The following is a 23,631-nucleotide window of genomic DNA, read 5'->3' as shown; positions in this document are numbered from 1 at the left end:
CGTATCGCTCAGCCACGTTCGTCGGCCACGGTTTCTCAGCCGCCCTGCACCGCCGTGAGCACCTCGACACGTGCTCCGTCGGTCACGACGACGTCCGACCATTCGGCTCGGCGGACCACCGAACCGTCGAGTGCCACCGCCACGCCTCGCGCGGGCACGTCCAGTTCGGCGAGGACGTCGGCGACGGTGGATCCGTCCGGCAGTTCGTGGGGTTCGTCGTTGACGTGCACGCGCATCAGACCCGCTCCTTCGTCCGGTCCGGATGGGCGGCGGCCACGCCGGGTGGCGCAGGCACCCCCGCGAGCCACGCCACGACGGCGTCGGCCGTGACCGGCGCGAGAAGCAGTCCGCCCCGGTGGTGCCCCGTCGCGGCGTACACCCCGTCGGCGACCTCGCCCAACAGCGGAAGGTTGTCGGCACTGCCCGCACGCAGGCCCGCCGCGGTCTCGACGACCTCGTACTCGGCGATCCCGGGAAAGACGCGTTCGGCCGCGTCGAGCAGCCTGCGCACGCCGCGGGCGGTCACGGCGGTGTCGAACCCCGCCTCGTACTGCGTGGCCCCGAGCACGAGGTCGCCGTCGTGCCCGCCCGCCCGCGGCACGAGGTAGACGGGCTCGCCCTCGACCATGGCACGCACGGTCCTGGTGGGAGGCGGCAACGTCGTCCTGCGCGCCCGCAACCGCATGATCTCGCCCTTGAGCGGACGGATGTGCTGGGCGAGATGGGGCAGCAGTCGCCCGCTCCACGCGCCCGCGGACACCACGACGGCGTCGAATCGGCGGGTCGCCGCCCTGGTACGCACCGTGGCGGACTCGCCGGCCTCGAGCACCTCCTCCGACAGCAACGTCGCCCCGCCCGCGAGCGCCGCCATCCGCAGTGAGTCGAGCAGCAGCCGGGTGTCGACCGCCAGATCGCCGGGCACGATCAGACCACCGGTGACGGCCCCCGACAGTCCGGGCTCGCTGCGCCGCAACTGTCTCGCGGCGACGTAGTCGGCGTCCCGGCCGAGCTCGTGCAGATACGCCGCAAGGGTGCGCAGGGTGTCGGCGTCGGCACGGTCGAACGCGGCGACGACCGTGCCAGCCGTGGAGAGCGCCGGATCGTGGCCGTCGGCGGCCAGCCGGGCGGCGAAGTCCGGCCAACGGCGCAGCGATTCCTCACCCAGCGCAAGGACGTCCTCCTCGCCGGGCCACGCCTCGGTGACGGGGGCGAGCATGCCTCCGGCCACCCGCGAGGCCGCTCGGGTCTGGTCGGGATCGAACACGGTGACGCGATGTCCCGACGACGCGGCCCGCCATGCCACGGCGAGGCCGATCACGCCGCCACCCACGACGGCCAGTTCGTACATGCGGTTCACGCTCCCTGCGCCGGCATGATCCGGATCAGGTTCCACGGTCGGAGTCGGGCCGCGTAGCGGCGGCCGTGCTCCCTCTCAGCCCGGTGGGGCTCCCGTGCGGACGCCAACAACCTACCCCGACGCGTTACGGTGACGCCATGCCCGGCCTCAGCGGTGATCAGATTCGTCGGCGGCTCGCCGACGCCCGGTTGTACCTGTGCACGCCGATGCGGCCGGACCTGACCGAGTTCGCCGACGCCGCGCTGGCCGGTGGCGTGGACATCGTTCAGCTACGGGAGAAACCCGCGCTGGAGGCGCGCGAGGAACTCGCCGCACTCGAACAGCTCGCCGAGGTGTGCGCCGCCCGCGGAGCGCTGCTGGCCGTGAACGACCGCGCCGACGTCGCACTCGCCGCAGGCGCCGACGTGCTGCACCTCGGCCAGGACGACCTGCCCGTGCAGGTGGCCAGGCGCATCCTCGGGGACGAGCCGGTGATCGGCCGCTCGACGCACTCGTTCGAGCAGGCAGGTGCGGCGGCCGCCGAACCGGGGGTCGACTACTTCTGCGTCGGCCCGTGCTGGCCGACGCCCACGAAACCCGGCCGGGCGGCACCCGGTCTCGAGCTGGTGCGCGAGGTGGCCACCGCGGTCGACACCCCGCGGCCGTGGTTCGCCATCGGCGGCATCGACGCCGAACGCATGCCCGAGGTCGTCGACGCCGGAGCACGACGCGCCGTGGTGGTGCGCGCCATCACCGACGCCGACGACCCGAGCGCCGCGGCCTCGCAGCTACGCTCCGCCCTTTCCTGAAGCACGCGGCCCTCGCCTGACGCGCCGCCGGTGAGGTCAGGGCGTCTCGGTTCCGGCGCCCGTTCCCGCACCACCGTCGCCGCCGGTCTGCGGCTGTTCGGTGGGCTGCTCGGTCGGAACCTCCGTCTGCCCCGGCTGCTCGGTCTCGGTCGGCTCGGCCGTGTCCGTGGGCTCGGGCTGCTGCGGGGCGGGGGTCGACGACTCGGTGGGCTGCTCCGTGGGCGTCGCCGAACCGTCTCCCTCGGTCTCGGTGGTCCCCTCGGTCGAGGTCGAAGGGGCGGGCGCGTCGACGTCGTCGCGCTGCTCCTGCTCGACACCGCCTCCGGTGTCGTGCTGGTGCCCGCGGTCGCCCACGATCTGGCTGACGGTGCTGCGGCCCTGCCCGTTGAGCGACTGACCCGTGGCCAGCTCGAAACCGGTGACGACGAACAGGCCGATGGCGAACACGACGGCACTCGTGGCGGCCAGGACCGGCCAACGCCGCTTCAGCCAACTCCCCCTCGCGGAGTCACCACCCGAGGTGTCCGCCGCGGCGGGCACGCCCAGGTAGTCCGTGGGCTGATCGGCGTTGGACAGGATCCGCCTGGTCGGCTGGTCCGGCCCGCCGGGTGCGGACCACGACCGGGTCGACGAGGCGCCGGGCAGAGCCATCGTCCTCGTCGCACCGGCATCACGCCGTGGGTCCGGCACTGATGCGCGGTGTTCCGCCGTGTTCCGTTCCGCCGTGTTCGCCACGGCCTGCGCTGCGGGGTTCCTCTTCGCCGACGGCAGTACCGCCGTGCGTCCCTTCGCCTCCGCCAGCGCGGCGGCCTTGGCCTTGGCCTTCTTGGCCGCCTCCTTCGACTTGCGCGCCGAGCGCAGGTACAGCTCGCTGCCGACGGTACTCAGCACGCTGATCGCTCCTGCGCCGATCACGGTGCCGTACACGCCGAGGAACGAGCACAGGAACGCCGCCGTCGTCGCGGCGACCCCACCCGCCACGATCTGCGCCGGCCGCAGACCGGACTTCTCCTTCTCCCCTCCGGAGTCGTCCGGCCGCGCCGTCTCCGCACCCTCGGGTGCCTTACTGATCCGTGTTCTGTCGTCCTGCGTCATGGCCTCGCTGTTCGCACTCCGCTCCCCGTCTCCCCACTCTCAACGAATGCATCGTCTCCGATGCTCCCGTCGTTTCGCGGAATTCAAGATTTTCCGACGTGAGAGCGAACACGTGGCCTTCCGTCCATTTCGGACGGCGGTGTCAAGAACGCGTCAAGGACGCGTCAGCGTGGTGACGAACTTGTAGCGGTCGCCGCGGTAGATCGACCGCACGAACTCCACCGGCTTGCCGTCGGACCCGAACGTCTGCCGGTTGAGCAGAAGCACCGGCACGCCGACGTCGGCGCCCAGCAGTTCGGCCTCCTCGGGACCGGCCAGTGACGTCTCGATCGTCTCCTCGGCCTTCTCCATCTCGACCCCGTACCGCTCCGCGAGCGCTTCGTAGAGCGATCCGCCCTCGATGACGTGCCTGCGCAGCCCGCGGAACCGGGCCAACGGCAGGTGGGTCGTCTCGAGGGCCATCGGCTCGCCGTCGGCGAGCCGCAGCCTGCGCAACAGCAGCACCTTCGCCCCGGTGCGGATACCGAGGAGTTTCGGAAGGTCACCCTCCGCGAACACCTCGTCCACCTCGAGCAACTGGGACGAGGGTTCGAGCCCCTGCGCACGCATGTCCTCGGTGTAGGACGAGAGCTGCAACCGCTGCGCCACCTTCGGTTCGGCGGCGAACGTGCCCTTGCCCTGCACCCGATGCAGCCTGCCCTCCGCGGTCAGGTCGGCCAAGGCCTGACGGACCGTGGTGCGGGAGACGTGGAACTCCCCGGCGAGTGCACGCTCGGTGGGAATCGGCGCCCCCGCGGGTAGCGAATCCAGCTGATCCAGCAGATGCTGTTTCAGAGCCCAGTACTTCGGCTCACGCCCAGGCCGCGCGACGGTTGCGGTACCGCCCTTGGCCCCGGAAACCTCCAACATGACGACTCCTTCACTCAGCGCCCCGACGCTTACTCGCAAAACTACCCTTCGCGAGCCAGTTTCAACCTGTCTACTATTGGTCTAGACCTTCGAGGGGATACGAGAGGATCATCGTGACAGATGCCGAGCCCGGCGCCCTGATGACCGCGGAGATCGACCAGCAGCCGAACATGCTGGCCACGATCGCGCAGAACCGCGCCGACATCGCGGCCGTCGCAGAGGACATCGCCAACCACCCGCCGAGGTTCGCCCTGCTGGCCGCACGTGGTTCGAGCGACCACGCGGCGATCTACGCCAAGTACCTCATCGAGGTGCTGCTCGGCCTGCCCGTCGGCCTGGTGTCCCCTTCGACGACGACGCTGTACGGCGCCCGTCCCGACCTGCGGGACGTGCTGCTGGTGTCGGTGAGCCAGAGCGGTGGATCACCCGACCTGCTCGAGGTCACCCAGGCGGCGCGGGAGGCGGGCGCACGGACCGTCGCGGTCAGCAACACTCCGTCGTCGCAGCTGTTCGCGGCTGCCGACCTGGCCGTCGACATCGGGGCGGGTCAGGAGCGCGCCGTGGCGGCCACGAAGACGTACACGGCCACGCTGCTGAGCCTGTACCTGCTGGTCGACGCCATCCGCGGCGGCAAGGGCGAGGCCGCAGCCGACATCGGCGAACGCGCCGAGGCGACACTGCGCGACTCGGCGGACCAGGTCGCGCGCGCCGTCGACCGCTACCGGTTCGCCGACCGCGTCGTGGCGGCCGCGCGTGGCTACTCCTACGCGACGGCGCTCGAGTCGTCGCTCAAGCTCGCCGAGACCAGCTATCTCCAGACCAGGGCCTACAGCGGTGCGGACCTCCTGCACGGCCCCGTGGCCGCGGTCGACGAGGAGACGGCCGTGCTGGGCGTGACGAGCACGGGCAGGGGCGGCGACGTCATGGGCGACGTCCTCGCGGCGGTCGGCGACCGCGGCGCGGACGTGCTCGCCGTGGGGTCTGCCGCGTCGCGGATGCCGGCCGCGCTGCGCATCGACGTCCCGGAGACGGTCGAGGAGATCGCACCCGTGCTGGAGATCCTGCCGGTCCAGCGGCTCGCGCTGCGGTTGTCCCTCGCACGCGGCGGCAACCCGGACAACCCGCGTGGCCTGCACAAAGTGACCAAGACGCGCTGATGTACGTCGTGGGAGTGGACGCGGGCGGCACGAGCACGAGGGCGTGCGCCGTCGACGAGAACGTCCACGTGCTGGGTACCGGCCGCGCGGGTGGGGCCAATCCGAACTCACACCCTCCGGACAAGGCGGCCGCGGCCATCGCGGAGGCGGTGGCGGCCGCGACCGCCGATCTGGACCGCAGCGAGCTCGCGCACTGTGTCGTCGGCATGGCCGGGTCCAGCAAGCTCACCGATCCGGCGATCGCGAACCTGTTCGACCGCACCTGGCGGGACGCGGGACTGGGCAGTTCCCCGCACATCGTGTCGGACGCCGAGACCGCGTTCGCCTCGGCCACGGACGCGCCCGACGGCACGGTGCTCGTCTCGGGCACGGGGTCGATCGCCGGCCGCATCCGCGACCACCGGATGGTGTCGGTCGCGGGCGGGTACGGATGGCTGCTCGGCGACGAGGGTTCCGGGTACTGGATCGGCAGGGAGGCGGTCCGGGCCACCCTCGACGCGCTCACCGGACGTGCTCCGCTCGGCCCGCTGGCCACGGCGGTGCTGGACGAGGCCGGGATCGAGGTGACCGAACCGCGGGCGTTCCACCGCCTCATCACGGTGGTCAACCAGCACGCGCCCGTACAACTGGCCCGGTTCGCACCGCTGGTGAGCGCCGCGGCGAGCACCACGGGTGGCCGGCGTGCCCCGGCCGATCCGGTGGCGGCGCGCATCGTCGACGACGCCGCGGCGTGGCTGGCCGAGACCGCACTCGCCGCGCGCGAGCCGGACGAGACCACGCCGATCGTGCTCGTGGGCAGCGTGCTCGGAGCGGGCAGCCCGGTGCGGGCCCGCGTCCATGATCGGCTGCGGAGCCATGACGTGCGGGAAAGCAAGGACGGCGTACTCGGCGCCGCGTGGCTGGCCGCGTTGAAGGGGTTCGGCCAACACGTACCTCACCCGAACAGAGTAGAGTGATCGCGGCCCCCGGACCTCCCCCCTCGCCGGGGGCCACCTACTTCTCGGCCTCGACCACCGGATGCCGCAGCCCCGGATGCCGGTCGGGCAGCGCCCGGTGCAGGACCCAGCCGCTGACGGCGACGGTCACCGCAACCAGCGGCCACGACAGCACCGTCCTGGCCACGCCGAGCGCGACGACCTCGCCCGCCCACCACAGGACGCCGAAGACCACGACCCGCACCGTGTACTGGCCGAACACCCACACCCAGCTGGCCAGCGAGTAGGCCCGCAGCAGGTCGGGGTCCTTCCGCCAGCGGGTCTTCTGCCCGAGCACGGTGCCGACCACCACGCCGAGCAGCGGCCACCGGATGACGATGCTCACCGCCCACGCCAGCGCACTGGCCACATTGGACAACAGCTGGATCAGGAAGAAGTCCTCGGCGCGCCCGGTCCGCAGGGCGATCAGCGCCGCCACGACCACGGCGGCGAGGCTGATCAGCACCGCCCTGACCTTGTCGCCACGCACCAGCCGCACGATGCCCACCACCGCGCTGACGGCGATCGCGGCGGCCGCACCCCAGCCGATCGACGATCCGGACACCAACCAGCCCACGACGAAGGCCACGGGCGGGAGACTGGCGTCCAGCGCGCCCTTGCGCCCACCGAGCAGGCTCGCCAGCGACTCGCGGCGGCCGGGCGGCGTCTCGGGTTCCTCGGGCGGGGTGTCGTTCACGGTCTCCACCTTGCCTGATCCTCCGCGAAGGCCGCGGCCGATCCGCCGACGTTAGCTTCGCCACAGGTGAACGGTCGTCCGTGAGATTACGGCTGCGTAAGTCGATGTCGAAGGAGGAGACTGTGGCTCTTGATCCGACCGGCGCCCGCCGAACGACCTCAGGGGATTACCGTGCCCGCGCCGGCCGTTGATCGACTGGGAGACGCGCGATGCACAGGGCGGAGGGAGACGTCGTGACCGGATACCGCAGCTTCGTTGCCATCGGGGACAGCTTCACCGAGGGGATGAACGACGAGCGGCCGGATGGCACCTATCGGGGGTGGGCCGACCGGCTGGCCGAGATCCTGGCGGACGGATCGCCCGATTTCGCCTACGCCAACCTGGCCGTGCGCGGCAAGATGCTCACCGAGATCCTCACCGAACAGCTCCCGATCGCACTCGAGGTGAAGCCCGATCTGGTCACGCTGTGCGCGGGCGGCAACGACATCATCGTGCCCGGCGCCGACCCCGACGAGAAGGCGGCCGAGTTCGAGGAGGGGGTCGCCGCATTGCGCGCCGAGGGCATCGACGTGTTGATCTTCACCGGTCCGGACACCAAGGGCATGTCCGTGATGAGCGTGCTGCGCGGCAAGGTCGCGATCTACAACGCCCACCTGCGCGCGATCGCCGACCGGCAGGGGGCGAAGGTCGTCGACCTGTGGTCCATGGACGCGCTGCACGACGTGCGCGCCTGGAGCGACGACCGCCTGCACTTCACGGCCGAGGGACATCGGCGGATCGCGCTGCGCACCGCCGAGGTGCTGGGCGTGCCGACCGCCGAGGACTGGCGTGAACCGTGGCCGGAGACCGGCGGCCACCCCAACTGGCTGACCCTGCGCCGGAGCGATCTCGAGTGGACCCGTGTCCACCTGCTGCCATGGATCCGGCGTCAGCTTCGCGGCGAATCGCTCGGCGACGGCATCACGGCCAAGCGCCCGCGTCTCGCCCCGCTCCGGGAGTTGGCGGAACGAGAGCTGGCCTCGCAGCAGGGCAGCACCCTGGTGGACCACGCCGACAGCTGATCCACGGGCCCGCCGCCCACCCACACGCGCACCAGCGATCTCAGCATTCGCGGATGCCGTCGAGTGCGCCTATCGTCGAAGCATGGCCAGGAACAATGTCCGGTTCTGGCTGATTCCGCTCGCGCTCGCAGTGTCGGGGATGTTGGCATTCGCCGCGACGTGGGCGTCGGCCGACCGCATCGAACGCAGCCTGCACCCGCACGTCCGCGCCGCACTCGACGACGCGGGCATGCGGTCGGCCGACGTCACGATGGACGGCAGGGACGCGGTGATCTCGGACGTGCCGGAGGGCAGGTCCGAACGTGTCGAGGCGGTCGTCGGCGGTATCGAGGGTGTCCGCGGCGTCGACGTCCGCGAGAAGCAGATGACCGACGCCCAGCGCAGGGCGCAGAGTTCGATCGACCGGGTGCTGGAGCGTGCGCCGATCCGGTTCGCGGCCTACAGCACCGAGCTGAAGGGTGCGAGCAGCCGGGCCATCGCGCAGCTGGCCGACGTCATGCGCTCGACGCCACCGGAGTTGCGGTTCCGGATCGGCGGCCACGCCGCCCAGGTGCCGGAGCTGAACCAACGGCAGGCGCGGGAACTGTCGCGCGGACGTGCCGAAGCGGTCGCGACGGCGCTCGTCGAGGCCGGTGTGAACCATCGCAGGCTGACGACCATCGCGCACGCCGACACCCAGCCTGCCGGCGGCGACCGGTCGAACGGTTCGGCTGCCGAGGACCGGCGGGACAGGCGCGTCGAGATCACGGTGCTCTGAGACACGAACGCTCCGGGAGGGGCTTCGGGACGGAGGGGAACGGGAATGCTGTGGCTGTTCGGACAAATCTGGCTGTGGCTGCTGATCGCGTTCGCACTCGGCGCCCTGTCGACCGCACTGATCCTGCGGCCTCCGCAGTGCAGCCCGCGGGCCGACGTGGAGGCGACACCGGACGTTCCCGCGCGTGCGGGAGCCGGCGACCCGGCACGTGAGCACCCCGGAACGGCGTTGCTGCCTCCGGTCTCCGCGGAGGAACAGACCGGCATGCTCCCGGCCACGGGCACGCTTCCCGGCGAGGACCCGGAAGCCGAGCACGGCGAGTCGCACCGAGCCCACGGCAGGCACGCGGGCTCGCGCGCGGCGCACCGCACGGGCAGGACACGCGCGCCGCGGACGCCGGACGTCGAGCGCACGCAGGCCGGTGACAGCGGACGAGCCGACGAGGGTGAGGTACTCGGTTCCCTCGACGAATGGGCGGGCACGGGCCGCACGTCCGGAACGCTGCCTCCCCGCCGCGCCTGGCACGCGCGCAACGAGTGGCCCGACGAAGCCGACGTTCACGCCACCGAGCACGATATCCCCCGTTCAGGCGGCTGAGGGCGCGTCGCGTCGCGGCTGATAAGTTCGCTGAGCCGCTTCCGGCGCTTCGTCGGCGATGTAAGGAACGTGGATGCCGCTCCCCTACTGGACTCCGGACAACGTTCTGCCTCCTGGACGACACCCCGCCGATCTGTCGGACCTCTACGAACGGTTCGTGTGGGACGCCCCGCACCGCAACGAACGCGAGGTGCTGTTCAGTGCGCTGTCCGGCTACCTCGGTGTCGTCGGTGGTCTGATCCCCTCCGGCAGGGCGTGGATCGCGGGCGAGATCACGGTGCGCTCGGAGAACGTGCCGCGCGATGTCGACGTGCTGCTCATCCCGGACGACTGGGGCAGCCTGAAACGCCTCACCGGGCCCGCGCGCGAGGCGCTGTACGGGATGCTCACGCTCAACGGCGTGATCGCCGAACAGCCGGCGATGTACCTCGACCGGGTCCGCCCGATGAGCGGCCTGCTCGACGGATTCCTGTGCAGGCCGGGCGACGAGGACGCGTGGGAGCCGACGTGGGCGCGCGGTCCGCGGCACGGCATGTTCAAGGGCTTTGCGGAGGTGACGTGGTGAGTTTCGAGGACGTCGCCGAGGCGATTCCCGGCGGTACGTGGCTGGACGACCTCGCGCGCGCGTCCGCGCGTGCGGCGCACGCCAAGTTCGAACGCACCGGCCGGTCGGCACTGCTGCGGGTGTCGATGCTCGACTCCACCCGTATGGACGCCTACGCGTTCTCCGACATCAGCAGGGCGTTCCAGGACGCCACGGCGAAGGTCGGCCACATCGTCCGCAATCCGCAGGGCGAGATCACCTACGTCCAGCCCGCCGACCGGGAGAAGGCTCCGCTGTTGCAGCGCGGCCAGGCAGGCAACGCGCTGTTCTTCGGTTTTCCCGAGACGTCCGATCCGGACGCGCTGATCAACGACGGCATCGAGACTCTGTCCGAGCGCGCGGTCAAGGAGCTGTGCGACTTCCTGCCCATCAACGGATCCGACGACGGCGCGTTGGATGCGGTGTTGTTGCAGCGCGACACCATCCGCAACGCGGTGAGTGACATCGTCAGCGCCGTCACGAAGACCTCCAGCCTCGGTCTGACGCTCACGCCGACGTCGGGTGACGAGGTCACGCGCAGCATGACGACCGAGCAGGCGCGCGTGCTGGGCAACAGCCTGCGTGAGTCGCGGGAGGACGTCGGCTACGAGACCGTTACCGGCAGGCTGGACGGCGTGCGCACCCGCAGGCGGATCTTCTACCTCGAGCGGGACACCGGAAGCACCATCCAGGGCGCGGTCGTGCCGGACCTGCTCGACCAGATCAAGGTCAACCTCGACCGGCCGGTGACGGCCCGGCTCCGGGTGGTTCGCACCACCACGATCGACGGACGGCGCGGCAGGCCGGTGTACGAACTGCTCGACATCCACGGCGAGTCGAGCCTGTTCGACTGAGTTCTCCCCTGCGGGGGTTCTCCTCTGCCGGGTTCTCTACTACGGGAGTTCTGGACCACCCGGCCGGCTCGGTCACGGCCGGCGCACCATTCGACTGATTCGCGCATTTTCGCGGCACGTCGGGAAATCCGGCGGACGTGGAGGCGGCGGCTCGGGCAGCAGACCGCACGGGGCAGCACACAGAATACGGCCCCGTGCCATCAGTCCCGATCTGATGGCGCGGGGCCGTACTCCTCGTACTGTCGCCGCCTCCACCGCGGTCACGCAGTGCCCACCCCGAGCAAAGGAGTCACCAGGCCGCTGCGGACGGCTGCCCACCGCTTACGCGATGAGGTGGCGACACGGTAACAGGCTGCGCAAGGTCGACTACACCCACCCCTGGAGAAATCGACCTTGCGCGTCGCCTGCCCTACCGCATTCGGCCGAACCGACTCGGCCGCGTTCGTGCACCGCTGCGCGGCTGCCGCGTGGGCGTCAGTCCCGGCTCAGCGGCGTGAAGTCGCGGGCACCGATGAACTCGGGCCGCGGACTGCTCGCGGCGAACGGCTCGACGAGCGTGTTCTCCACGCTGTTGAACACCAGGAAGATGTTCGACCGCGGGTACGGGGTGATGTTGTTGCCCGAGCCGTGCATGATGTTCGAGTCGAAGAACAGCGCCGACCCTGCGGGCCCGGTGAACTGGTCGATGCCGTGTTCGGCGGCCAGCTTGGTGATGTCGTTCTCGCTGGGGACGCCGATCTCCTGTTCCTTCAGCGAGGCCTTGTAGTGGTCGTCCGGGGTCTCGCCGAGGCACTGCACGAAGGTCCGGTGCGAACCGGGCATCACCATCAGCCCGCCGTTGAACGGGTAGTTGTCGGTGAGCGCGATCGAACAGCTCACCGCGCGCGGCCGCGGCATGCCGTCCTCGGCGTGCCAGGTCTCGAAGTCGGAATGCCAGTAGAAGCCGTTGCCCCGGAATCCCGGCATGTAGTTCACGCGACTCTGGTGAATGTAGACATCGGAACCCAGAATCTGACGTGCCCGGTCGAGAATGCGCGGATCACGAGCCAATTCTGCGATCAGCTCGCTGATTTTGTGCACCTCGAAAATCGATCGCACCTCGCCGGAGGTCTTCTCCGTGACCACGCGTTCGTCGGCCTTCAGCTGCTCGTCCGACGACAGTCGCTCGAGTTCCCTCCAGTAGCCCTGGACCTCGGCAGGCGAGATCAGGCCTTCCAGGATCGAGTAGCCCTTCGCCTCGTGGGCTGCGAGTTCGGCGGCGTCGAAGGGGCCGTCGTCGGCAACACCCCAGACAGCGGGATCACTTCGATCCAGCAGCTGCGCCTCGCCGCCACGCAGGCGGGTCGGGTAGGCGTCGGAAACGTTGGTGTCGTTCGTGCGGCTCTGCGCGAGAGTCACGTTCGCCTCCTACAGGGTTCTCCACTCTGTTGTTCCGGTTATCTCTCTCCTACAGAGAACGGGTACCCGGCCCGTGTGGGCGCCGTCGGCGACGGCGGCCACACTGACCGGGTACCCGTTGAACTGGGGTGACACGTCGCCTATGGCAACGTTTTGTGTCAGTCCTCTTCGACGATCAGGGGGTAGACGCCGTTCTCGTCGTGCACCTCGCGACCGGTGACGGGCGGGTTGAACACGCAGACGGTCTTCATCTCGGTCCGCGGCCGCACCTGGTGCTTGTCCGCGTTGTTCAGCACGTAGATCGAGCCCGGCTTGAGCTGGTGCACCTCACCGGTGGCCTTGTCCTCGACCTCGCCCTCGCCCTCGGTGATAAACACCGCCTCGATGTGGTTGGCGTACCAGAAGTCGTTCACGGTGCCCGCGTAGAGCGTCGTCTCGTGAACGGAGAAGCCGAGCTTGTCCTTGGCCAGCAGGATGCGCTTGCTGCGCCAGTTCTCGGTCTTGATGTCGGCGTCGGTGTCCGTGATCTCGTCGAGGCTGCGGACGATCAATGCGACTCCTTTGGGTCGTGAGTGTTCGTGGGGCGCGCGAGCCACCGCCCGGCCCTGCCATTCGAGCACAGAACCGGGCGGGGGCCCGTCAGGTGGGGCGTCGTGTCAGCGGGACAACACGGACTCGACGGATTCGGAGATGATCTCCAAGCCCTTGGTGAGTTCGTCGTCGGTGAGCGTGAGCGGCGGGAGCAGCTTCACGACCTCGTCGCTCGGGCCGGAGGTCTCGAGCAGCAGGCCGCGGTCGAACGCCGCCGCGGCGACCTTGCCCGCGGCCTCGGCGTTGCCGAACTCGAGACCGCGCGCGAGACCACGGCCCTTGGCGATCAGCTCGGCGTCCGGGTAGGCGTCGACGAGCTTGCCGAACTCGGCCGCGATCTTCTCGCCCTTGGCCTTGGTCGACTTCTCGAGCGTGTCGTCGTTCCAGTAGTTGCGCAGCGCCGCGGCGGCCGTGACGAACGCGGGGCTGATGCCGCGGAACGTGCCGTTGTGCTCGCCGGGCGACCAGACGTCGAGGTCCGGGCGCACGAGCGTGATCGCCATCGGAAGGCCGTAGCCACCGATCGACTTGGACATGCAGATCATGTCGGGCTCGATGCCGGCCTCTTCGAAGCTGAAGAACGGACCGGTGCGACCGCAGCCCATCTGCACGTCGTCGAGGATGAGCAGGATGCCGTGCTTCTTGCACAGGTCGGAAAGGCCCTTGAGCCAGTCGAGGCGCGCGGCGTTGATGCCGCCCTCGCCCTGCACGGACTCGACGATGACGGCGGCAGGCTCGTTCAGGCCCGAGCCGGAGTCCTCGAGGAGCCGCTCGAAGTAGAAGAAGTCGGGGAACTCGCCGTCGAAGTACTTGTCGAACGGCATCGGCGTGGCGTGCACGAGCGGGATGCCCGCGGCGCCGCGCTTCATCGAGTTACCGGTGACCGACAGCGCGCCCAGGGTCATGCCGTGGAAGGCGTTGGTGAAGTTGATGACCGACTCGCGGCCGGTCACCTTGCGGGCCAGCTTCAGCGCGGCCTCGACGGCGTTGGCGCCACCGGGGCCGGGGAAGATGACCTTGTACTCCATGTTGCGCGGCTGCAGGATCACGTCGTCGAGCGACTGCAGGAAGTCCCGCTTGGCGACGGTGTACATGTCCAGCGAGTGCGTCACGCCGTCGCGGGAGATGTAGTCGATCAGGGCCTGCTTGAGCGCGGGGTTGTTGTGCCCGTAGTTGAGGGCGCCCGCGCCGGCGAAGAAGTCGAGGTACGGCTTGCCGTCCTCCGTGTACAGCCAGCTGCCCTGCGCCTTGTCGAAGACGACGGGCCAGCCACGGCTGTAGCTGCGCACCTCGGACTCGAGCTTTTCGAAGATGCTCACGTGTTTTCAGCTCCTGCTTTTTCAGGCAAATCTGGTGATGTGTTCGCGGCGCTTCGCGCGCTCGGCGCGGCTCAGCCGGCGGGCGGGTTCAGCGGACCGACGCGGAAGAGATCTTCCGGCTCGTGCGGATCCGGGAATTGCTCCGCGGCAAGGAAGTCCGACCGCTCCAGCGTCGCGTCCCACCGTTTGGCGAAGGATCCGAACAACCGGATCGACGCTTCGTTGTCCGGTGTGATGGTGGTGTCGAGGTACCGCACACCGTCTGCGACCGCTCGCTCGAACAGAGCGTCCAGCATCTTCCCGGCCAGGCCGCGGCCGCGCTGTGAATCGTCCACAGCGACCTGCCACACCAGCAGAGAATCGGGCGCGGTGGGCCGTCGATAGCCCATCACGAATCCTACGGGGTTCCCGTCAACGCGGGCGACGACAGATGTGTCGGCGAAATCACGGCACCACAGCAAGTAGGCGTAGGACGAGTTCAGGTCCAGCTTTTGTGAATCACGCGCTATTCGCCAGAGGGCCGCGCCGTCATCCGCCGCTGGTGGTTCGATCACCACGTGGCCCGCCGAATCATTATCGCCGTTGGCACGCTTTGTGTGCTTTCCGGACATATTCAAGCAACGTAACAGGTCGTTGTTTCCTTATCAGCTCACGACGGTCACGATCACCCGATTAACCTGCAACAATGCAGAAACACGCGTGACGATGGCGACAGCGAGCTACCGATCATGGCGGCGGCTGTGCTAAGGACGCGTAGGCCCCCGTGACGTTTCGGACGTATCCCGCAGACCTCGGCCCGCACGTTAGTGGCTCGCGACGGCGAGCGCGAGGGGTCGGAGCGGGGCGACTTTGCGTGACGACCACGGTCACCCAGGGCGTCGACCCCGCACCACCGCATCGACCCGGTGCGCGGCCCGCCACGGCGGGCCCGCGAGCGTCACGACGTCACGAGTACGCCTCCCACCCCCGTACGCCCGTCGGCCACGCCGTCGAACTCGACCGTCGCTCCCGCGCGGACGTGTTCGCCGAGGACCTCGGCCAGTGCATCGGTGACCGCAGCCACGAGCCCGCCGAGGATGTCGTCGGCGTCGGCCCGCTCGAAGACGGCCTCCTTGATGCCGAAGTTCACGGTCGGCGACGGTGCCTCGGCGATCCGGCCGCCGACACCCCAGCGCCCGGCGGGCACGCCGAACAGTCGCACGACCGCGATGTTGCGAGCCCACTCCCCATAGACCGACACGATCGCGCCGGTGAGCTTCTCGATCAGTGCGGTCTCGCGACCCGCCAGGTCACTCTCCGCCACGTGTACGTCGAGGTGCGGCATAGGATCCTCCCCAGGCAAGTTTTGAAAACAAAAAGATTTTGATACCAAAAGTATTGGGAGGGTCGGCGGATGTCAACGCCGGACGCCACGGAGGACGCCGTCAGGAAGCTGATGCTCGTGCTGCCGAGGTTGGTGGGCCGGATCAAGCGCCTGCCGCTGCCCGAGGAGCTGCGCTCGCTCGAACTCACGCCGCGGCACCTGTCGGCGTTGTCGATGTTGCTGCTCGACGGGCCGATGAGCGTGTCAGGGTTGGCCGAGGCGCTGGGGGTGGAACCGACGACCGCGAGCCTGGTCGTGACCGAGCTCGCGCGCAAAGGTGTGCTCGTGCGCAGCGAGGACCCGGCCGACCGGCGGCGCCGGATCGTCGACATCACCCCGGACAGCAGGCCGGTCATCAGCCGGTGGCTCTCGCCGGGTGCGCACGCGTGGCGGGCCGCACTGGAACCGCTGGACGCCGAGCAACAGCGACTGGTCGTCGACACGTTCCTGCGCTACGAGGAGACCTTCACCGCCGCGATCGCAACCGACTTCGGCGATCGTTGAGGGCGAGACGTGCGACGATGAGGACATGCCGAAGCTCAATCTCACCGGCGACGCCGCCGCCGATACGCTGCTCTCCGACGACCCGTTCGCGCTGCTGAGCGGAATGCTGCTGGACCAGCAGGTGGCGATGGAGGTGGCGTTCGCGGGTCCGAAGAAGCTCGACGAACGCATGGACGGCTTCGACGTGCACAAGATCGCCGCAACCGACGTCGACTCGTTCGTCGAACTGTGCGTGGCCAAGCCGGCGATCCACCGCTACGGCGCGTCGATGGGCAAGCGCCTCCACGCCCTCGCCCGCTACATCGTCGACCACTACGACGGCGACACCGCTGAGCTGTGGACCTACGGGGACCCGGACGGGAAAGAGGTCCTCAAGCGGCTGAAGGCGCTGCCCGGTTTCGGCGACCAGAAGGCACGCATTTTCCTGGCGCTGCTGGGAAAGCAGCTCGGCGTGCAACCGGCGGGGTGGCGGGAGGCCGCCGGGGCGTACGGCGAGGAGGGCGCCCGCCGCTCGATCGCCGACGTCGTCGACCCCGACACCCTCGCCGAGGTACGCACCTTCAAGAAGGCACAGAAGGCGGCCGCGAAGAAGTAGCGGCCCTACCTCTCGGGGTGGTGCGGCATCCGGTGGGCGACAGCTCACCGGTCAGGGCTCGTGCGGCACTCGCCGGGGTGCCGCGCACAGTCGGTGCGGGTCAGCTGTCCTACGCCTGCTCCCCACGCGTCGTACTGGACGGCGTGGCGACCCCACGCCGTCGTCTCGAACGCGGGCCGGTCGCGGGGCGGGACCGTGACCGTGCCGTGTTGCCCGCGGTAGGTGTAGTCGATCCGCAGCCGCCACGTGCAGTGGCACGTCTCCGTCGACGCCTGCACGATCATGTGCTCGGCCTTGCCCTGTTCGACATACCGGATGCGGCCGTCGGCTCCGTACGGCCGCGGCTGCCCACCTCCGCGCTGGACCCGTGCCGGGATCTCGTCGCCGCCCGCATCGAGCGGCACCCGGACCAACAGCGCGTCACTGTCGCCGCCCTGCGGGTCGGCGAGGAACGCGGTGCCGGCCAACGGCCGCTCGCGCCGTTCGACGACGGCGGTGATGCGGACGACGTCGATCCGCCCCGCCCGGTTGCTGTTGAGCGCCACGGTGTGACCGGACGTGCCCATCTGCGCGCCGCCGGACTTGATGGCCTCGAGCACGTCCCGCGTCGTTGATCCGGTGACGATGTCGTCGGTGGCCCAGTAGACGGCGGTGATGACTGCGGGGTTGGCTCTGCCCTCCGCGACGAGCGGGTCCTCACCGACCAGGTCCCGCGCCTGGTCGTGCAACCATCCGTACGCGCCGGGGATGGCGGCGAGCGTCGCGACCAGGCCCACGGTGCCGACGACGGCCACCTTCGCCCTGCCTCCGACCGTCGACAGCCTTCGCCACCAGCGATTCTCGTCCGCCTGGCGCCTGGCCGGTTCCCGCGTCGACGTCTTCCGCCCCGCGACGTGCTTGCGCCTGCTCACGCCGGTTCCCCTTCGGCGACGGCCGCGTTGTCGTCCTCCGTGTCGTCCTCGCTCGGCCCCTCCCCGGGAACGGGCGCGAGGACGAACGCGTACGCCAAGGCCAGGACCGCTGCGGCGCCGGCGACGAATCCGCCGCCGAGCGACAGCGACGCGTAGGCCGACACCAGATCGCCGAAGGTGCCGTAGGGGTCCCACACCAGTATCGCGTTGAGGGCGAGCACCCCGCCGACCGCGCACACACAGTGGACTCCGACGGCACGCCAGATCCGGCGCCGCACCCCCGCGGTCAGCACGATGCCGACCGCGCAGAAGAACGTGAGCACCAATCCGGCGCGGTACACCGTCTGCCACCCTTCGACGGCAGGCGGCCAGTCGTCGGCGGTGATCTCGAACCACGGCCAGGACAACGACAGCACCGCGAGCGGCAGCGCGAGCACGAGCGCGCCCCATCCGACGATCCTGCGTGCGCGCAGGCTCGGCTCACCCACCCGCGCCGGCGCCACCAGCAGTGTCGCGGCGGAGCCACCCGCCGAAACGGCGACGCCCAGGCTGATCAGCAGCGCGCCGACGGCGTAGAGGTACAGCCCTGGCGCAGGCGATGCCGACAACGGGGCTCCCGCCTGCAGCGCCACCTCCCAGTCCGGCCGCACGGCCTCGGCCCCGGCCCGCAGCGCGGGTTCGGGCGGCTGCCATCCGACCCACAGCGCGAAGATCGGCACCACGGGACCACAGCCGGCGGCCACGACAGCCGCGACCCTGGACGAACGTGCCGCGCCCGCGAAGCCCACCGCCGCGGCCACCGCGCTGAGCACGAGCAACACCGCGAACAGCGGACCGAATCGCGCGATCGCCGTGATTGGCAGCGCTTCGACGGCCTGCTGCATCGTCGCCGACACCCAGGGCAGGGTGAGCGCCACGACGGCCAGCCCGGTGCCGATCCCCGCGAGCACCACGCCCGCGAGCCACGCCACCGTGACGCGTCCCGCCGCGCCCACCGGCGCCTCCGACTCCGCCGTCCCCACAGTCATCGCTGACACCGCCTCCCGGTTCGCCGCGGCAGAGCTCAGACCGGGAGTGCGCGCCCGTCAGGCGTTCCCGAATGTTCGCCTCGCCAGCCGCGTTCCCTCGGCAGCCACCGGGCACGGGGTCCACTGTGGAACGGGGCGTCACCGGCGAAGCAGGATGCCCTTCACGAACTCGGCCTGGCCCGCGTGCTGCATGGTGTCGCCGATGACGCTGACGAGGCGGACCCCGAGGGTCACGGGCGGATCCCACGCGTCGTCGATGACGACGTCGAGGTCGTCGTCGGAGATACCGCGGACGAACTCGACCGTCTGGTCGTGCACGGCATCGTGGTAGTCGACCAGCAGCGCGGGGTCGGCGATCCGCACGGCGGCGACGTCGGCGCTCGAATGCCCGTAGCCGATGTCGCCGACGGGAAACGGCAGGCCGAACCGTTCGGCCCAGCCGTCGGCCGTCCAGCACTGCTCGAGATCGGCGGCGTCGGCGAGGTGATCGTCCTGCACTCGCGTCAGGTGCCAGACGAGCCAGCCGATGGAGTTGGCGTCGGCGTCGACGCGGTAGGCGAGCGCGTCGGTGTCCAGTCCTTCGACGACGTCGTGGACGATCTCGCGCACGCGCCCGAAGGCGTCCGTCAGCAGTTCGACACTTCCCATACCGTGAATTGTGGTGGCCACGGCGACGTTTCGCTTGCCAGAAGGCCGCTACACCGACGAGTCCAATGCGGCGTCCACGGCGGCGGGTTCGAACACCGAGTCGGCGACCAGACCGGCAAGTCCGACGAAGGCACCGTTCTCCCCGAGCCGGGAGGCACCGACGTCCAGTCCACGCAACGCGCTCGCGTGGGCGTTGGACTCGACGGTCCTGCGCAGCGCTTCGAGGAACGGCGGCAGCACGCCGATCGCACCGCCGACTCGGACGTGCCGCGGGTTGACGATCGTGACGACGGTGGCCAGGACGGTCCCCACGAGGCGGCCCGCCTCCGCTGTCGCACGCACGGCGTCCCCTCGTCCGGCCTCGACGCGGCGCACCACGTCGTCCATCGAGCGCACCCCGGAATCGCGAAGGTCACGCACCAGCGCCAGACCGCTGGCACTGGCGGCGACGCACCCGCGCCTGCCGCACCCGCACCTGCGGTCGTTGCCCTCGATCCGCATGTGCCCCATCTCGCCCGCGGTGCCGCTCTCCCCACGATGGATCCGTCCGCCCACGACGACGCCGGCCCCGATGCCGGTGCCGATCTTGACGCCGACGGCCGTCGTGTCCGGCCTCCCCATGGCGCAGTAGTCGCCGAAGGTCAGGGCGTTGGCGTCGTTCTCCAGCAGCACGGGAACGCCGAAGGCGTCCGCGAACGGTTCCCGCAGCGCCGTGCCGCTCCAGTCGGGCATCGTCGGCGGCGCGACCGTGACGCCGCGGTCGTGGTCGATCTGACCCGGGATCGACAACGCCATGGCCTTGAGCGTTCCGGTGCGCCCCGTGCGTGACAGGAGCTCGCGGCCGGCGTCCAGCAACATGGGCACGACGTCGTCGGGAGCGTGCCGGACGCGGAGTCTGTGCACGTCGCGGGCGAGCACGGCACCACGCAGATCGGTCACGGCCAGCGCGGCATGACTCTGCCCGAGGTCGACGGCCAGCGCGGTCGGTGTCTCGTCGTCCACCTCGAGCACTTCGGCGCGCCTGCCGCCGCTGGAGTCACGGTGCCCGGCCGCGCGGACGAACCCGTGCCTGCGCAGCGCATCCAGCCGCTCCACGAGCGTCACGCGGGACAGGCCGATGCGCTCCTGCAGCTCCTGCCTCGTGAGCGAGCCGTGCGCGCGCAACACGGCGAGCACGTGTCCCGAGGACGTCGCGCTCGGCGGAGATCCATGCCGACCTGTCACAACCACGTTGACAATCGTCCCATCGCTACTTATGTTAACGGGCCTGACAAAAGTTCGTAACACGTCAGGTCCCGACAAGCCAGTTCCGACAAGCCAGTTCCGACAACGCGATTCGTCAGTGGAGGCCGGACAGATGCGCCGTGGCGGCCCTTCGCAGGTCTCCCGCCGTACCTTCCTGCGTGGAGCGGGTGCCGCGGGCCTGGCGGGTCTGGCCGGGTCCGGCCTCGCGGGCTGCACCGGTTTCGCCACCACCGGCGACGGCGGCATGATCTTCCTGTCCACGCAGTTCCGGCCGGTCAACGAGGCCGAGGCGTTCCGTTCGACACTCGCGAAGACGATCTCCGGCGTCAGCTACGTGACCATCGAGGAGGGTCCGTTCGCGGGCCAGGTTCGCAGCCAGGTCGGCTCCGGCGCCACCCAGATGGGCCTGCTCGGCGGACTTCACGGCGACCTCGCCCCGCTCGCCGACGGCTACCTCGAGGACGTCACGGACCTGCTGTCCGACCTGAGCGGGCGCGGCTTTCCCGCGGACTACGTCGATCTGGCCAGGTCGGGTACCGACCGCGCCTGGTACATCCCGTGGGCGGACGCCAGCTACGTCCTGGCCGCACACGCCGACGCGCTCGAGCACCTGCCGTCCGGCGCCGACGCCGAATCGCTGACCTACGACCAGTTCCTCGACTGGGCGATCGCCGCGCGGCGCGCGAACGGAGGGCGGCCCATGCTGGGCCTTCCGCTCGGGCCGGAAGGCCTGTTCCACCGGTTCACCCAGGGCTACCTGCTGCCGTCGTTCACCGGAGGGCAGATCACGACGTTCCGGTCCCGCGAGGCCGTGTCGGCATGGCAGTACCTGCGCGAACTGTGGGCGAACTGCAACCCGGCCAGCACCACCTACGACTTCATGCAGGAGCCGCTCGAATCGGGCGAGGTGCGGATGACGTGGGATCACGTGGTGCGCCTCGTCGAGGCCCCCGAACGCGACCCGGAGAACTGGCGCATGTTGCCCGCACCGCGGGGCGAGCACGGTCTCGGCTACATGGCGGTGCTGGCCGGATTGGCGATCCCGAAGGGCAGCACCGATCCGGAGCTGGCCCGCGACGCGATCCGCGCACTGACCACCCCGCGGGCGCAGCTCGACGTGCTGCGCTCCAACGGCTTCTTCCCGGTCGTCGACACCGAGATCCCCGGCAACCTCCCTCCCGCGATCCAGCTCGAGGCCGACGCGGTCGCCAAGCAGAAGAACGCCGACGACGCGATCCTGTCCCTGCCGCCGGTCGGCCTCGGGGAACGCGAGGGCGAGGTCAGCAAGGTCTTCCAGGACACGTTCCGCGCGATCGTGCTCGGCGGTGCCGACATCCGGTCCACACTGGACGCACAGGCACGCGTGTTGCAGGGCGTGCTGTCGGAGCTGAATGTCCCGTGCTGGGCGCCCGACCCCGCCGCCGAACGCTGTGAGGTGGGCTGACATGCGATCCGTGCTGCGGTCCCCGTGGTTGTTGCTGACCCCGTCGATCGTGCTGCTGCTCGTGCTGTTCGGCTGGCCGCTCGTGGACGGCGTGCTGGAGGCCTTCACCGACGAGCACGGCTTCACGCTCGCCCACTGGCAACGGCTGTTCGACGACCCGTACTTCCTGGACGCCCTGCGCAACACCCTGTTGCTGATCGTCATCGTCGTGCCGGTGCAGCTCGTGCTGGCGGTCGCGATGTCGCTGCTCGTCCAGGCGAGGCCGAGGTTCGTGAGCGGGCACTTCTACCTGTGGTGCATTCCCCTGGCGATCTCCGAACTCGCCGCCGGTCTGGTGTGGCTGTCCATTTTCGACAACCGCGGGTACCTCAACTCACTACTGGTCTCGCTCGGGCTCTCCGAGCACGGTGTGCAGTGGCTCAGCTACGACAACACCGCGACCATGCTGCTCACCGTGGTACTGGCGGAGATCTGGCGTGCGACGTCGCTGGTGTTCGTGATCGTCGTCGCGGGCGTGCAGATGGTGCCGCGCGAGTACGACGAGGCCGCGCAGGTCTTCGGGGCCTCGTTCTGGCAACGGCTGCGCCACGTGACCCTGCCTATGCTCAAGCCGAGCCTGCAGGTCGCGTTGATCCTGCGCACGATCCTGGCGCTGCAGGCGTTCGCCGTGGCGCAGGCGCTGACCGGACGGGACTTCCCGCTGCTGGTCGGCGAGACCTACGAGTGGTACGTCGGCCTGCAGAACCCGGCGGTGGCCAGTGCCGTCGCCCTCGTCGTACTGGCGATCTCGGTGGGTACGGCGGTGCTGTACCTGCGCACGGTCCGCAGTCCCTCGGAGGCCGAGTCATGACCGACGCCACGGGCAGCACGGCCGCGACCGCGAACACCGCCGCCACGTCCGCGCAGCGGCGCGCCCTGCCACCCGTCGATCACACCCCGCTGCGCAGGCGCAGGATGCGTGCCGCGTGGGTGCAGTTCGCGTGCATCCTGATCTCGCTGTTCATGGCGCTGCCGATCGTCCTGGTCGGACTGTCGGCGCTGTCGTCGCGGGCCGCACTGGCCGAGTTCCCCAAGTCGCTGCTGCCGTCGGAGCTGTCCACCGAGACGCTGCAGGCGTTCCTGCAGGCAACGGGCACGTTCCCCGCGTTCGGCAACTCGCTGCTGGTCGGGCTCTACACCGTTTTCTGGTCCCTCGTCGTGGGCGCACCCGCCGGCTACGCACTGGCCAGGTACGCCTTCCGCGGCAAGGAGCCGTACCAGGTGTTCATCCTGCTGGTGCGCGCGCTGCCGATCGTCGTGCTCTCGGTGCCGCTGGCGACGATGTTCCTGCAGTTCGGCGTCTACGACACGGTGTTCGCCGTGACGCTCGTGCACACCGTGCTCGCGCTGCCCACCACCGTGCTGATCACCGCGAGCATCTTCGTGTCGGTGCCCCACGACGTCGAGGAGGCGGCACAGATCTTCGGCTGCACCCGCTGGCAGGCAGCCCGCAAGGTGGTGCTGCCGCTCGCCCTGCCCGGCCTGGCCGCCTCGTCGATCTTCACGTTCGTGCTGTCGTGGAACGAGATCCTCGGCGCCACCGTGGTGACGCTGGGCCACCGCACCTTGCCCGCGCAGGTGCTCACGTCGCTCGCGGAGGCGTCCCAGGCCTACCGGTTCGCGGGCGGGTTCGCCCTGATCCTGCCCGCGCTGCTGTTCATCTTCGTGATGCGCCGCTACCTGGTGAACATGTGGGGAACGACGCTGCGATGACGCC

General features: G+C 69.9%; 27 protein-coding genes. 13 read left to right on the top strand and 14 right to left on the bottom strand.

Annotated elements, in window-relative coordinates:
* Nucleotides 1-35: 35 nt before the first annotated feature.
* Together thiS and thiO are read right to left on the bottom strand one after the other, a co-directional pair.
* Nucleotides 36-236: a sulfur carrier protein ThiS gene (gene thiS / locus IF64_RS0112875; RefSeq protein ID WP_030532320.1), complete on the bottom strand. Its 201-nt coding sequence runs from the start codon at nt 234-236 to the stop codon at nt 36-38.
* On the bottom strand, nt 236-1,348 hold the full coding sequence (gene thiO, locus IF64_RS0112870; protein WP_030532319.1) for a glycine oxidase ThiO: 1,113 nt from the start codon (nt 1,346-1,348) through the stop codon (nt 236-238). The genes thiS and thiO overlap by 1 nt, the downstream gene beginning before the upstream one ends.
* Nucleotides 1,349-1,494: 146 nt before the next feature.
* On the opposite strand from thiO, the gene thiE reads away from it, so the two are divergent.
* Nucleotides 1,495-2,145: a thiamine phosphate synthase gene (thiE, locus tag IF64_RS0112865; RefSeq protein WP_030532318.1), complete on the top strand. Its 651-nt coding sequence runs from the start codon at nt 1,495-1,497 to the stop codon at nt 2,143-2,145.
* A gap of 36 nt (nt 2,146-2,181) precedes the next feature.
* Here the strand turns inward: thiE and IF64_RS0112860 are convergent, their stop codons facing one another.
* Both IF64_RS0112860 and IF64_RS0112855 read right to left on the bottom strand, forming a co-directional pair.
* Entirely contained in the window at nt 2,182-3,240 is a 1,059-nt protein-coding gene (locus IF64_RS0112860) for a hypothetical protein (RefSeq protein WP_030532317.1), read from the bottom strand.
* Nucleotides 3,241-3,393: 153 nt separating this feature from the next.
* Entirely contained in the window at nt 3,394-4,149 is a 756-nt protein-coding gene (locus IF64_RS0112855) for a GntR family transcriptional regulator (protein WP_030532316.1), read from the bottom strand.
* 140 nt (nt 4,150-4,289) lie between these two features.
* Between IF64_RS0112855 and IF64_RS0112850 the strand changes: the two genes are divergently transcribed.
* Nucleotides 4,290-5,306, top strand: coding sequence for an SIS domain-containing protein (locus IF64_RS0112850; protein WP_030532315.1), 1,017 nt, complete (start codon nt 4,290-4,292; stop codon nt 5,304-5,306).
* The gene (locus IF64_RS0112845; protein WP_030532314.1) at nt 5,306-6,262 is read left to right on the top strand and encodes an N-acetylglucosamine kinase; all 957 of its coding nucleotides are present in this window, start codon (nt 5,306-5,308) and stop codon (nt 6,260-6,262) included. The genes IF64_RS0112850 and IF64_RS0112845 overlap by 1 nt, the downstream gene beginning before the upstream one ends.
* 37 nt (nt 6,263-6,299) lie before the next feature.
* Here the strand turns inward: IF64_RS0112845 and IF64_RS0112840 are convergent, their stop codons facing one another.
* A complete protein-coding gene (locus IF64_RS0112840; protein ID WP_030532313.1) occupies nt 6,300-6,977 on the bottom strand; it encodes a DUF3159 domain-containing protein in 678 nt (225 codons plus the stop codon).
* 209 nt (nt 6,978-7,186) lie between these two features.
* Between IF64_RS0112840 and IF64_RS0112835 the strand changes: the two genes are divergently transcribed.
* From IF64_RS0112835 to IF64_RS0112815, 5 genes are all read left to right on the top strand, one after another.
* Nucleotides 7,187-8,038 (top strand): SGNH/GDSL hydrolase family protein, encoded by an 852-nt coding sequence (locus tag IF64_RS0112835; protein WP_048808475.1) that lies wholly within the window; start codon nt 7,187-7,189, stop codon nt 8,036-8,038.
* 82 nt (nt 8,039-8,120) lie between these two features.
* Nucleotides 8,121-8,795, top strand: coding sequence for an OmpA family protein (locus tag IF64_RS25435; RefSeq protein WP_036876461.1), 675 nt, complete (start codon nt 8,121-8,123; stop codon nt 8,793-8,795).
* A gap of 45 nt (nt 8,796-8,840) precedes the next feature.
* A complete protein-coding gene (locus IF64_RS26060; RefSeq protein WP_051757793.1) occupies nt 8,841-9,392 on the top strand; it encodes a hypothetical protein in 552 nt (183 codons plus the stop codon).
* Nucleotides 9,393-9,465: 73 nt separating this feature from the next.
* The gene (locus IF64_RS0112820; RefSeq protein ID WP_030532310.1) at nt 9,466-9,957 is read left to right on the top strand and encodes a DUF6932 family protein; all 492 of its coding nucleotides are present in this window, start codon (nt 9,466-9,468) and stop codon (nt 9,955-9,957) included.
* Nucleotides 9,951-10,829, top strand: a complete 879-nt coding sequence (locus tag IF64_RS0112815) for a hypothetical protein (RefSeq protein ID WP_030532309.1) — start codon at nt 9,951-9,953, stop codon at nt 10,827-10,829. Before IF64_RS0112820 ends, IF64_RS0112815 begins: the two co-directional genes overlap by 7 nt.
* 474 nt (nt 10,830-11,303) lie before the next feature.
* Here the strand turns inward: IF64_RS0112815 and thpD are convergent, their stop codons facing one another.
* From thpD to IF64_RS0112790, 5 genes are all read right to left on the bottom strand, one after another.
* Nucleotides 11,304-12,227, bottom strand: a complete 924-nt coding sequence (thpD, locus tag IF64_RS0112810) for an ectoine hydroxylase (RefSeq protein WP_030532308.1) — start codon at nt 12,225-12,227, stop codon at nt 11,304-11,306.
* Nucleotides 12,228-12,385: 158 nt separating this feature from the next.
* Nucleotides 12,386-12,778 (bottom strand): ectoine synthase, encoded by a 393-nt coding sequence (locus IF64_RS0112805; RefSeq protein ID WP_030532307.1) that lies wholly within the window; start codon nt 12,776-12,778, stop codon nt 12,386-12,388.
* 105 nt (nt 12,779-12,883) lie between these two features.
* Nucleotides 12,884-14,137 carry a diaminobutyrate--2-oxoglutarate transaminase gene (ectB, locus tag IF64_RS0112800; RefSeq protein ID WP_030532306.1) on the bottom strand — a complete coding sequence of 418 codons (1,254 nt, stop codon included), beginning with the start codon at nt 14,135-14,137 and terminating at the stop codon, nt 12,884-12,886.
* Between the two features lie 71 nt (nt 14,138-14,208).
* On the bottom strand, nt 14,209-14,748 hold the full coding sequence (gene ectA, locus IF64_RS0112795; protein WP_030532305.1) for a diaminobutyrate acetyltransferase: 540 nt from the start codon (nt 14,746-14,748) through the stop codon (nt 14,209-14,211).
* Nucleotides 14,749-15,074: 326 nt separating this feature from the next.
* Nucleotides 15,075-15,461, bottom strand: coding sequence for a tautomerase family protein (locus IF64_RS0112790; protein WP_030532304.1), 387 nt, complete (start codon nt 15,459-15,461; stop codon nt 15,075-15,077).
* A gap of 69 nt (nt 15,462-15,530) precedes the next feature.
* Here IF64_RS0112790 and IF64_RS0112785 point away from each other — a divergent pair, with 69 nt between their 5' ends.
* Nucleotides 15,531-16,004, top strand: a complete 474-nt coding sequence (locus tag IF64_RS0112785; protein WP_030532303.1) for a MarR family winged helix-turn-helix transcriptional regulator — start codon at nt 15,531-15,533, stop codon at nt 16,002-16,004.
* A 25-nt stretch (nt 16,005-16,029) separates the two neighbouring features.
* A complete protein-coding gene (locus IF64_RS0112780) occupies nt 16,030-16,599 on the top strand; it encodes an HhH-GPD-type base excision DNA repair protein (RefSeq protein WP_030532302.1) in 570 nt (189 codons plus the stop codon).
* Nucleotides 16,600-16,643: 44 nt separating this feature from the next.
* On the opposite strand, the gene IF64_RS0112775 is transcribed toward IF64_RS0112780, so the two are convergent.
* From IF64_RS0112775 to IF64_RS0112760, 4 genes are all read right to left on the bottom strand, one after another.
* Nucleotides 16,644-17,510 (bottom strand): hypothetical protein, encoded by an 867-nt coding sequence (locus IF64_RS0112775; protein WP_051757792.1) that lies wholly within the window; start codon nt 17,508-17,510, stop codon nt 16,644-16,646.
* A complete protein-coding gene (locus tag IF64_RS0112770) occupies nt 17,507-18,538 on the bottom strand; it encodes a hypothetical protein (RefSeq protein WP_051757790.1) in 1,032 nt (343 codons plus the stop codon). Before IF64_RS0112770 ends, IF64_RS0112775 begins: the two co-directional genes overlap by 4 nt.
* Nucleotides 18,539-18,676: 138 nt before the next feature.
* Entirely contained in the window at nt 18,677-19,186 is a 510-nt protein-coding gene (locus IF64_RS0112765) for a mycothiol transferase (protein WP_030532299.1), read from the bottom strand.
* A 48-nt stretch (nt 19,187-19,234) separates the two neighbouring features.
* Nucleotides 19,235-20,362, bottom strand: a complete 1,128-nt coding sequence (locus tag IF64_RS0112760; protein ID WP_248700055.1) for an ROK family transcriptional regulator — start codon at nt 20,360-20,362, stop codon at nt 19,235-19,237.
* Nucleotides 20,363-20,528: 166 nt separating this feature from the next.
* On the opposite strand from IF64_RS0112760, the gene IF64_RS0112755 reads away from it, so the two are divergent.
* The 3 genes from IF64_RS0112755 to IF64_RS0112745 are packed head-to-tail and all read left to right on the top strand — an operon-like array spanning nt 20,529 to nt 23,627.
* Nucleotides 20,529-21,875: an ABC transporter substrate-binding protein gene (locus IF64_RS0112755; RefSeq protein WP_248700054.1), complete on the top strand. Its 1,347-nt coding sequence runs from the start codon at nt 20,529-20,531 to the stop codon at nt 21,873-21,875.
* Between the two features lies 1 nt (nt 21,876).
* Entirely contained in the window at nt 21,877-22,725 is an 849-nt protein-coding gene (locus IF64_RS0112750) for a carbohydrate ABC transporter permease (RefSeq protein ID WP_030532296.1), read from the top strand.
* Nucleotides 22,722-23,627, top strand: coding sequence for a carbohydrate ABC transporter permease (locus IF64_RS0112745; RefSeq protein WP_036876456.1), 906 nt, complete (start codon nt 22,722-22,724; stop codon nt 23,625-23,627). The genes IF64_RS0112750 and IF64_RS0112745 overlap by 4 nt, the downstream gene beginning before the upstream one ends.
* The last annotated feature ends 4 nt before the right edge of the window (nt 23,628-23,631 follow it).

This window comes from Prauserella rugosa, from assembly GCF_000719975.1.
GTDB lineage: Bacteria > Actinomycetota > Actinomycetes > Mycobacteriales > Pseudonocardiaceae > Prauserella > Prauserella rugosa.
This window is presented reverse-complemented; position numbering and strand designations above follow the sequence as displayed.

Coding starts and splice junctions, on each gene's coding strand:
- IF64_RS0112745 (WP_036876456.1), top strand. CDS start 22,722: ATGACCGACGCCACGGGCAGCACGGCCGCGACCGCGAACACCGCCGCC.
- IF64_RS0112855 (WP_030532316.1), bottom strand. CDS start 4,149: ATGTTGGAGGTTTCCGGGGCCAAGGGCGGTACCGCAACCGTCGCGCGG.
- IF64_RS25435 (WP_036876461.1), top strand. CDS start 8,121: ATGGCCAGGAACAATGTCCGGTTCTGGCTGATTCCGCTCGCGCTCGCA.
- thiE (WP_030532318.1), top strand. CDS start 1,495: ATGCCCGGCCTCAGCGGTGATCAGATTCGTCGGCGGCTCGCCGACGCC.
- IF64_RS0112790 (WP_030532304.1), bottom strand. CDS start 15,461: ATGCCGCACCTCGACGTACACGTGGCGGAGAGTGACCTGGCGGGTCGC.
- IF64_RS0112820 (WP_030532310.1), top strand. CDS start 9,466: ATGCCGCTCCCCTACTGGACTCCGGACAACGTTCTGCCTCCTGGACGA.
- IF64_RS26060 (WP_051757793.1), top strand. CDS start 8,841: ATGCTGTGGCTGTTCGGACAAATCTGGCTGTGGCTGCTGATCGCGTTC.
- IF64_RS0112765 (WP_030532299.1), bottom strand. CDS start 19,186: ATGGGAAGTGTCGAACTGCTGACGGACGCCTTCGGGCGCGTGCGCGAG.
- thiS (WP_030532320.1), bottom strand. CDS start 236: ATGCGCGTGCACGTCAACGACGAACCCCACGAACTGCCGGACGGATCC.
- IF64_RS0112750 (WP_030532296.1), top strand. CDS start 21,877: ATGCGATCCGTGCTGCGGTCCCCGTGGTTGTTGCTGACCCCGTCGATC.
- thiO (WP_030532319.1), bottom strand. CDS start 1,348: ATGTACGAACTGGCCGTCGTGGGTGGCGGCGTGATCGGCCTCGCCGTG.
- IF64_RS0112780 (WP_030532302.1), top strand. CDS start 16,030: ATGCCGAAGCTCAATCTCACCGGCGACGCCGCCGCCGATACGCTGCTC.
- IF64_RS0112835 (WP_048808475.1), top strand. CDS start 7,187: ATGCACAGGGCGGAGGGAGACGTCGTGACCGGATACCGCAGCTTCGTT.
- IF64_RS0112845 (WP_030532314.1), top strand. CDS start 5,306: ATGTACGTCGTGGGAGTGGACGCGGGCGGCACGAGCACGAGGGCGTGC.
- IF64_RS0112770 (WP_051757790.1), bottom strand. CDS start 18,538: ATGACTGTGGGGACGGCGGAGTCGGAGGCGCCGGTGGGCGCGGCGGGA.
- IF64_RS0112785 (WP_030532303.1), top strand. CDS start 15,531: ATGTCAACGCCGGACGCCACGGAGGACGCCGTCAGGAAGCTGATGCTC.
- IF64_RS0112850 (WP_030532315.1), top strand. CDS start 4,290: ATGACCGCGGAGATCGACCAGCAGCCGAACATGCTGGCCACGATCGCG.
- ectA (WP_030532305.1), bottom strand. CDS start 14,748: ATGTCCGGAAAGCACACAAAGCGTGCCAACGGCGATAATGATTCGGCG.
- IF64_RS0112860 (WP_030532317.1), bottom strand. CDS start 3,240: ATGACGCAGGACGACAGAACACGGATCAGTAAGGCACCCGAGGGTGCG.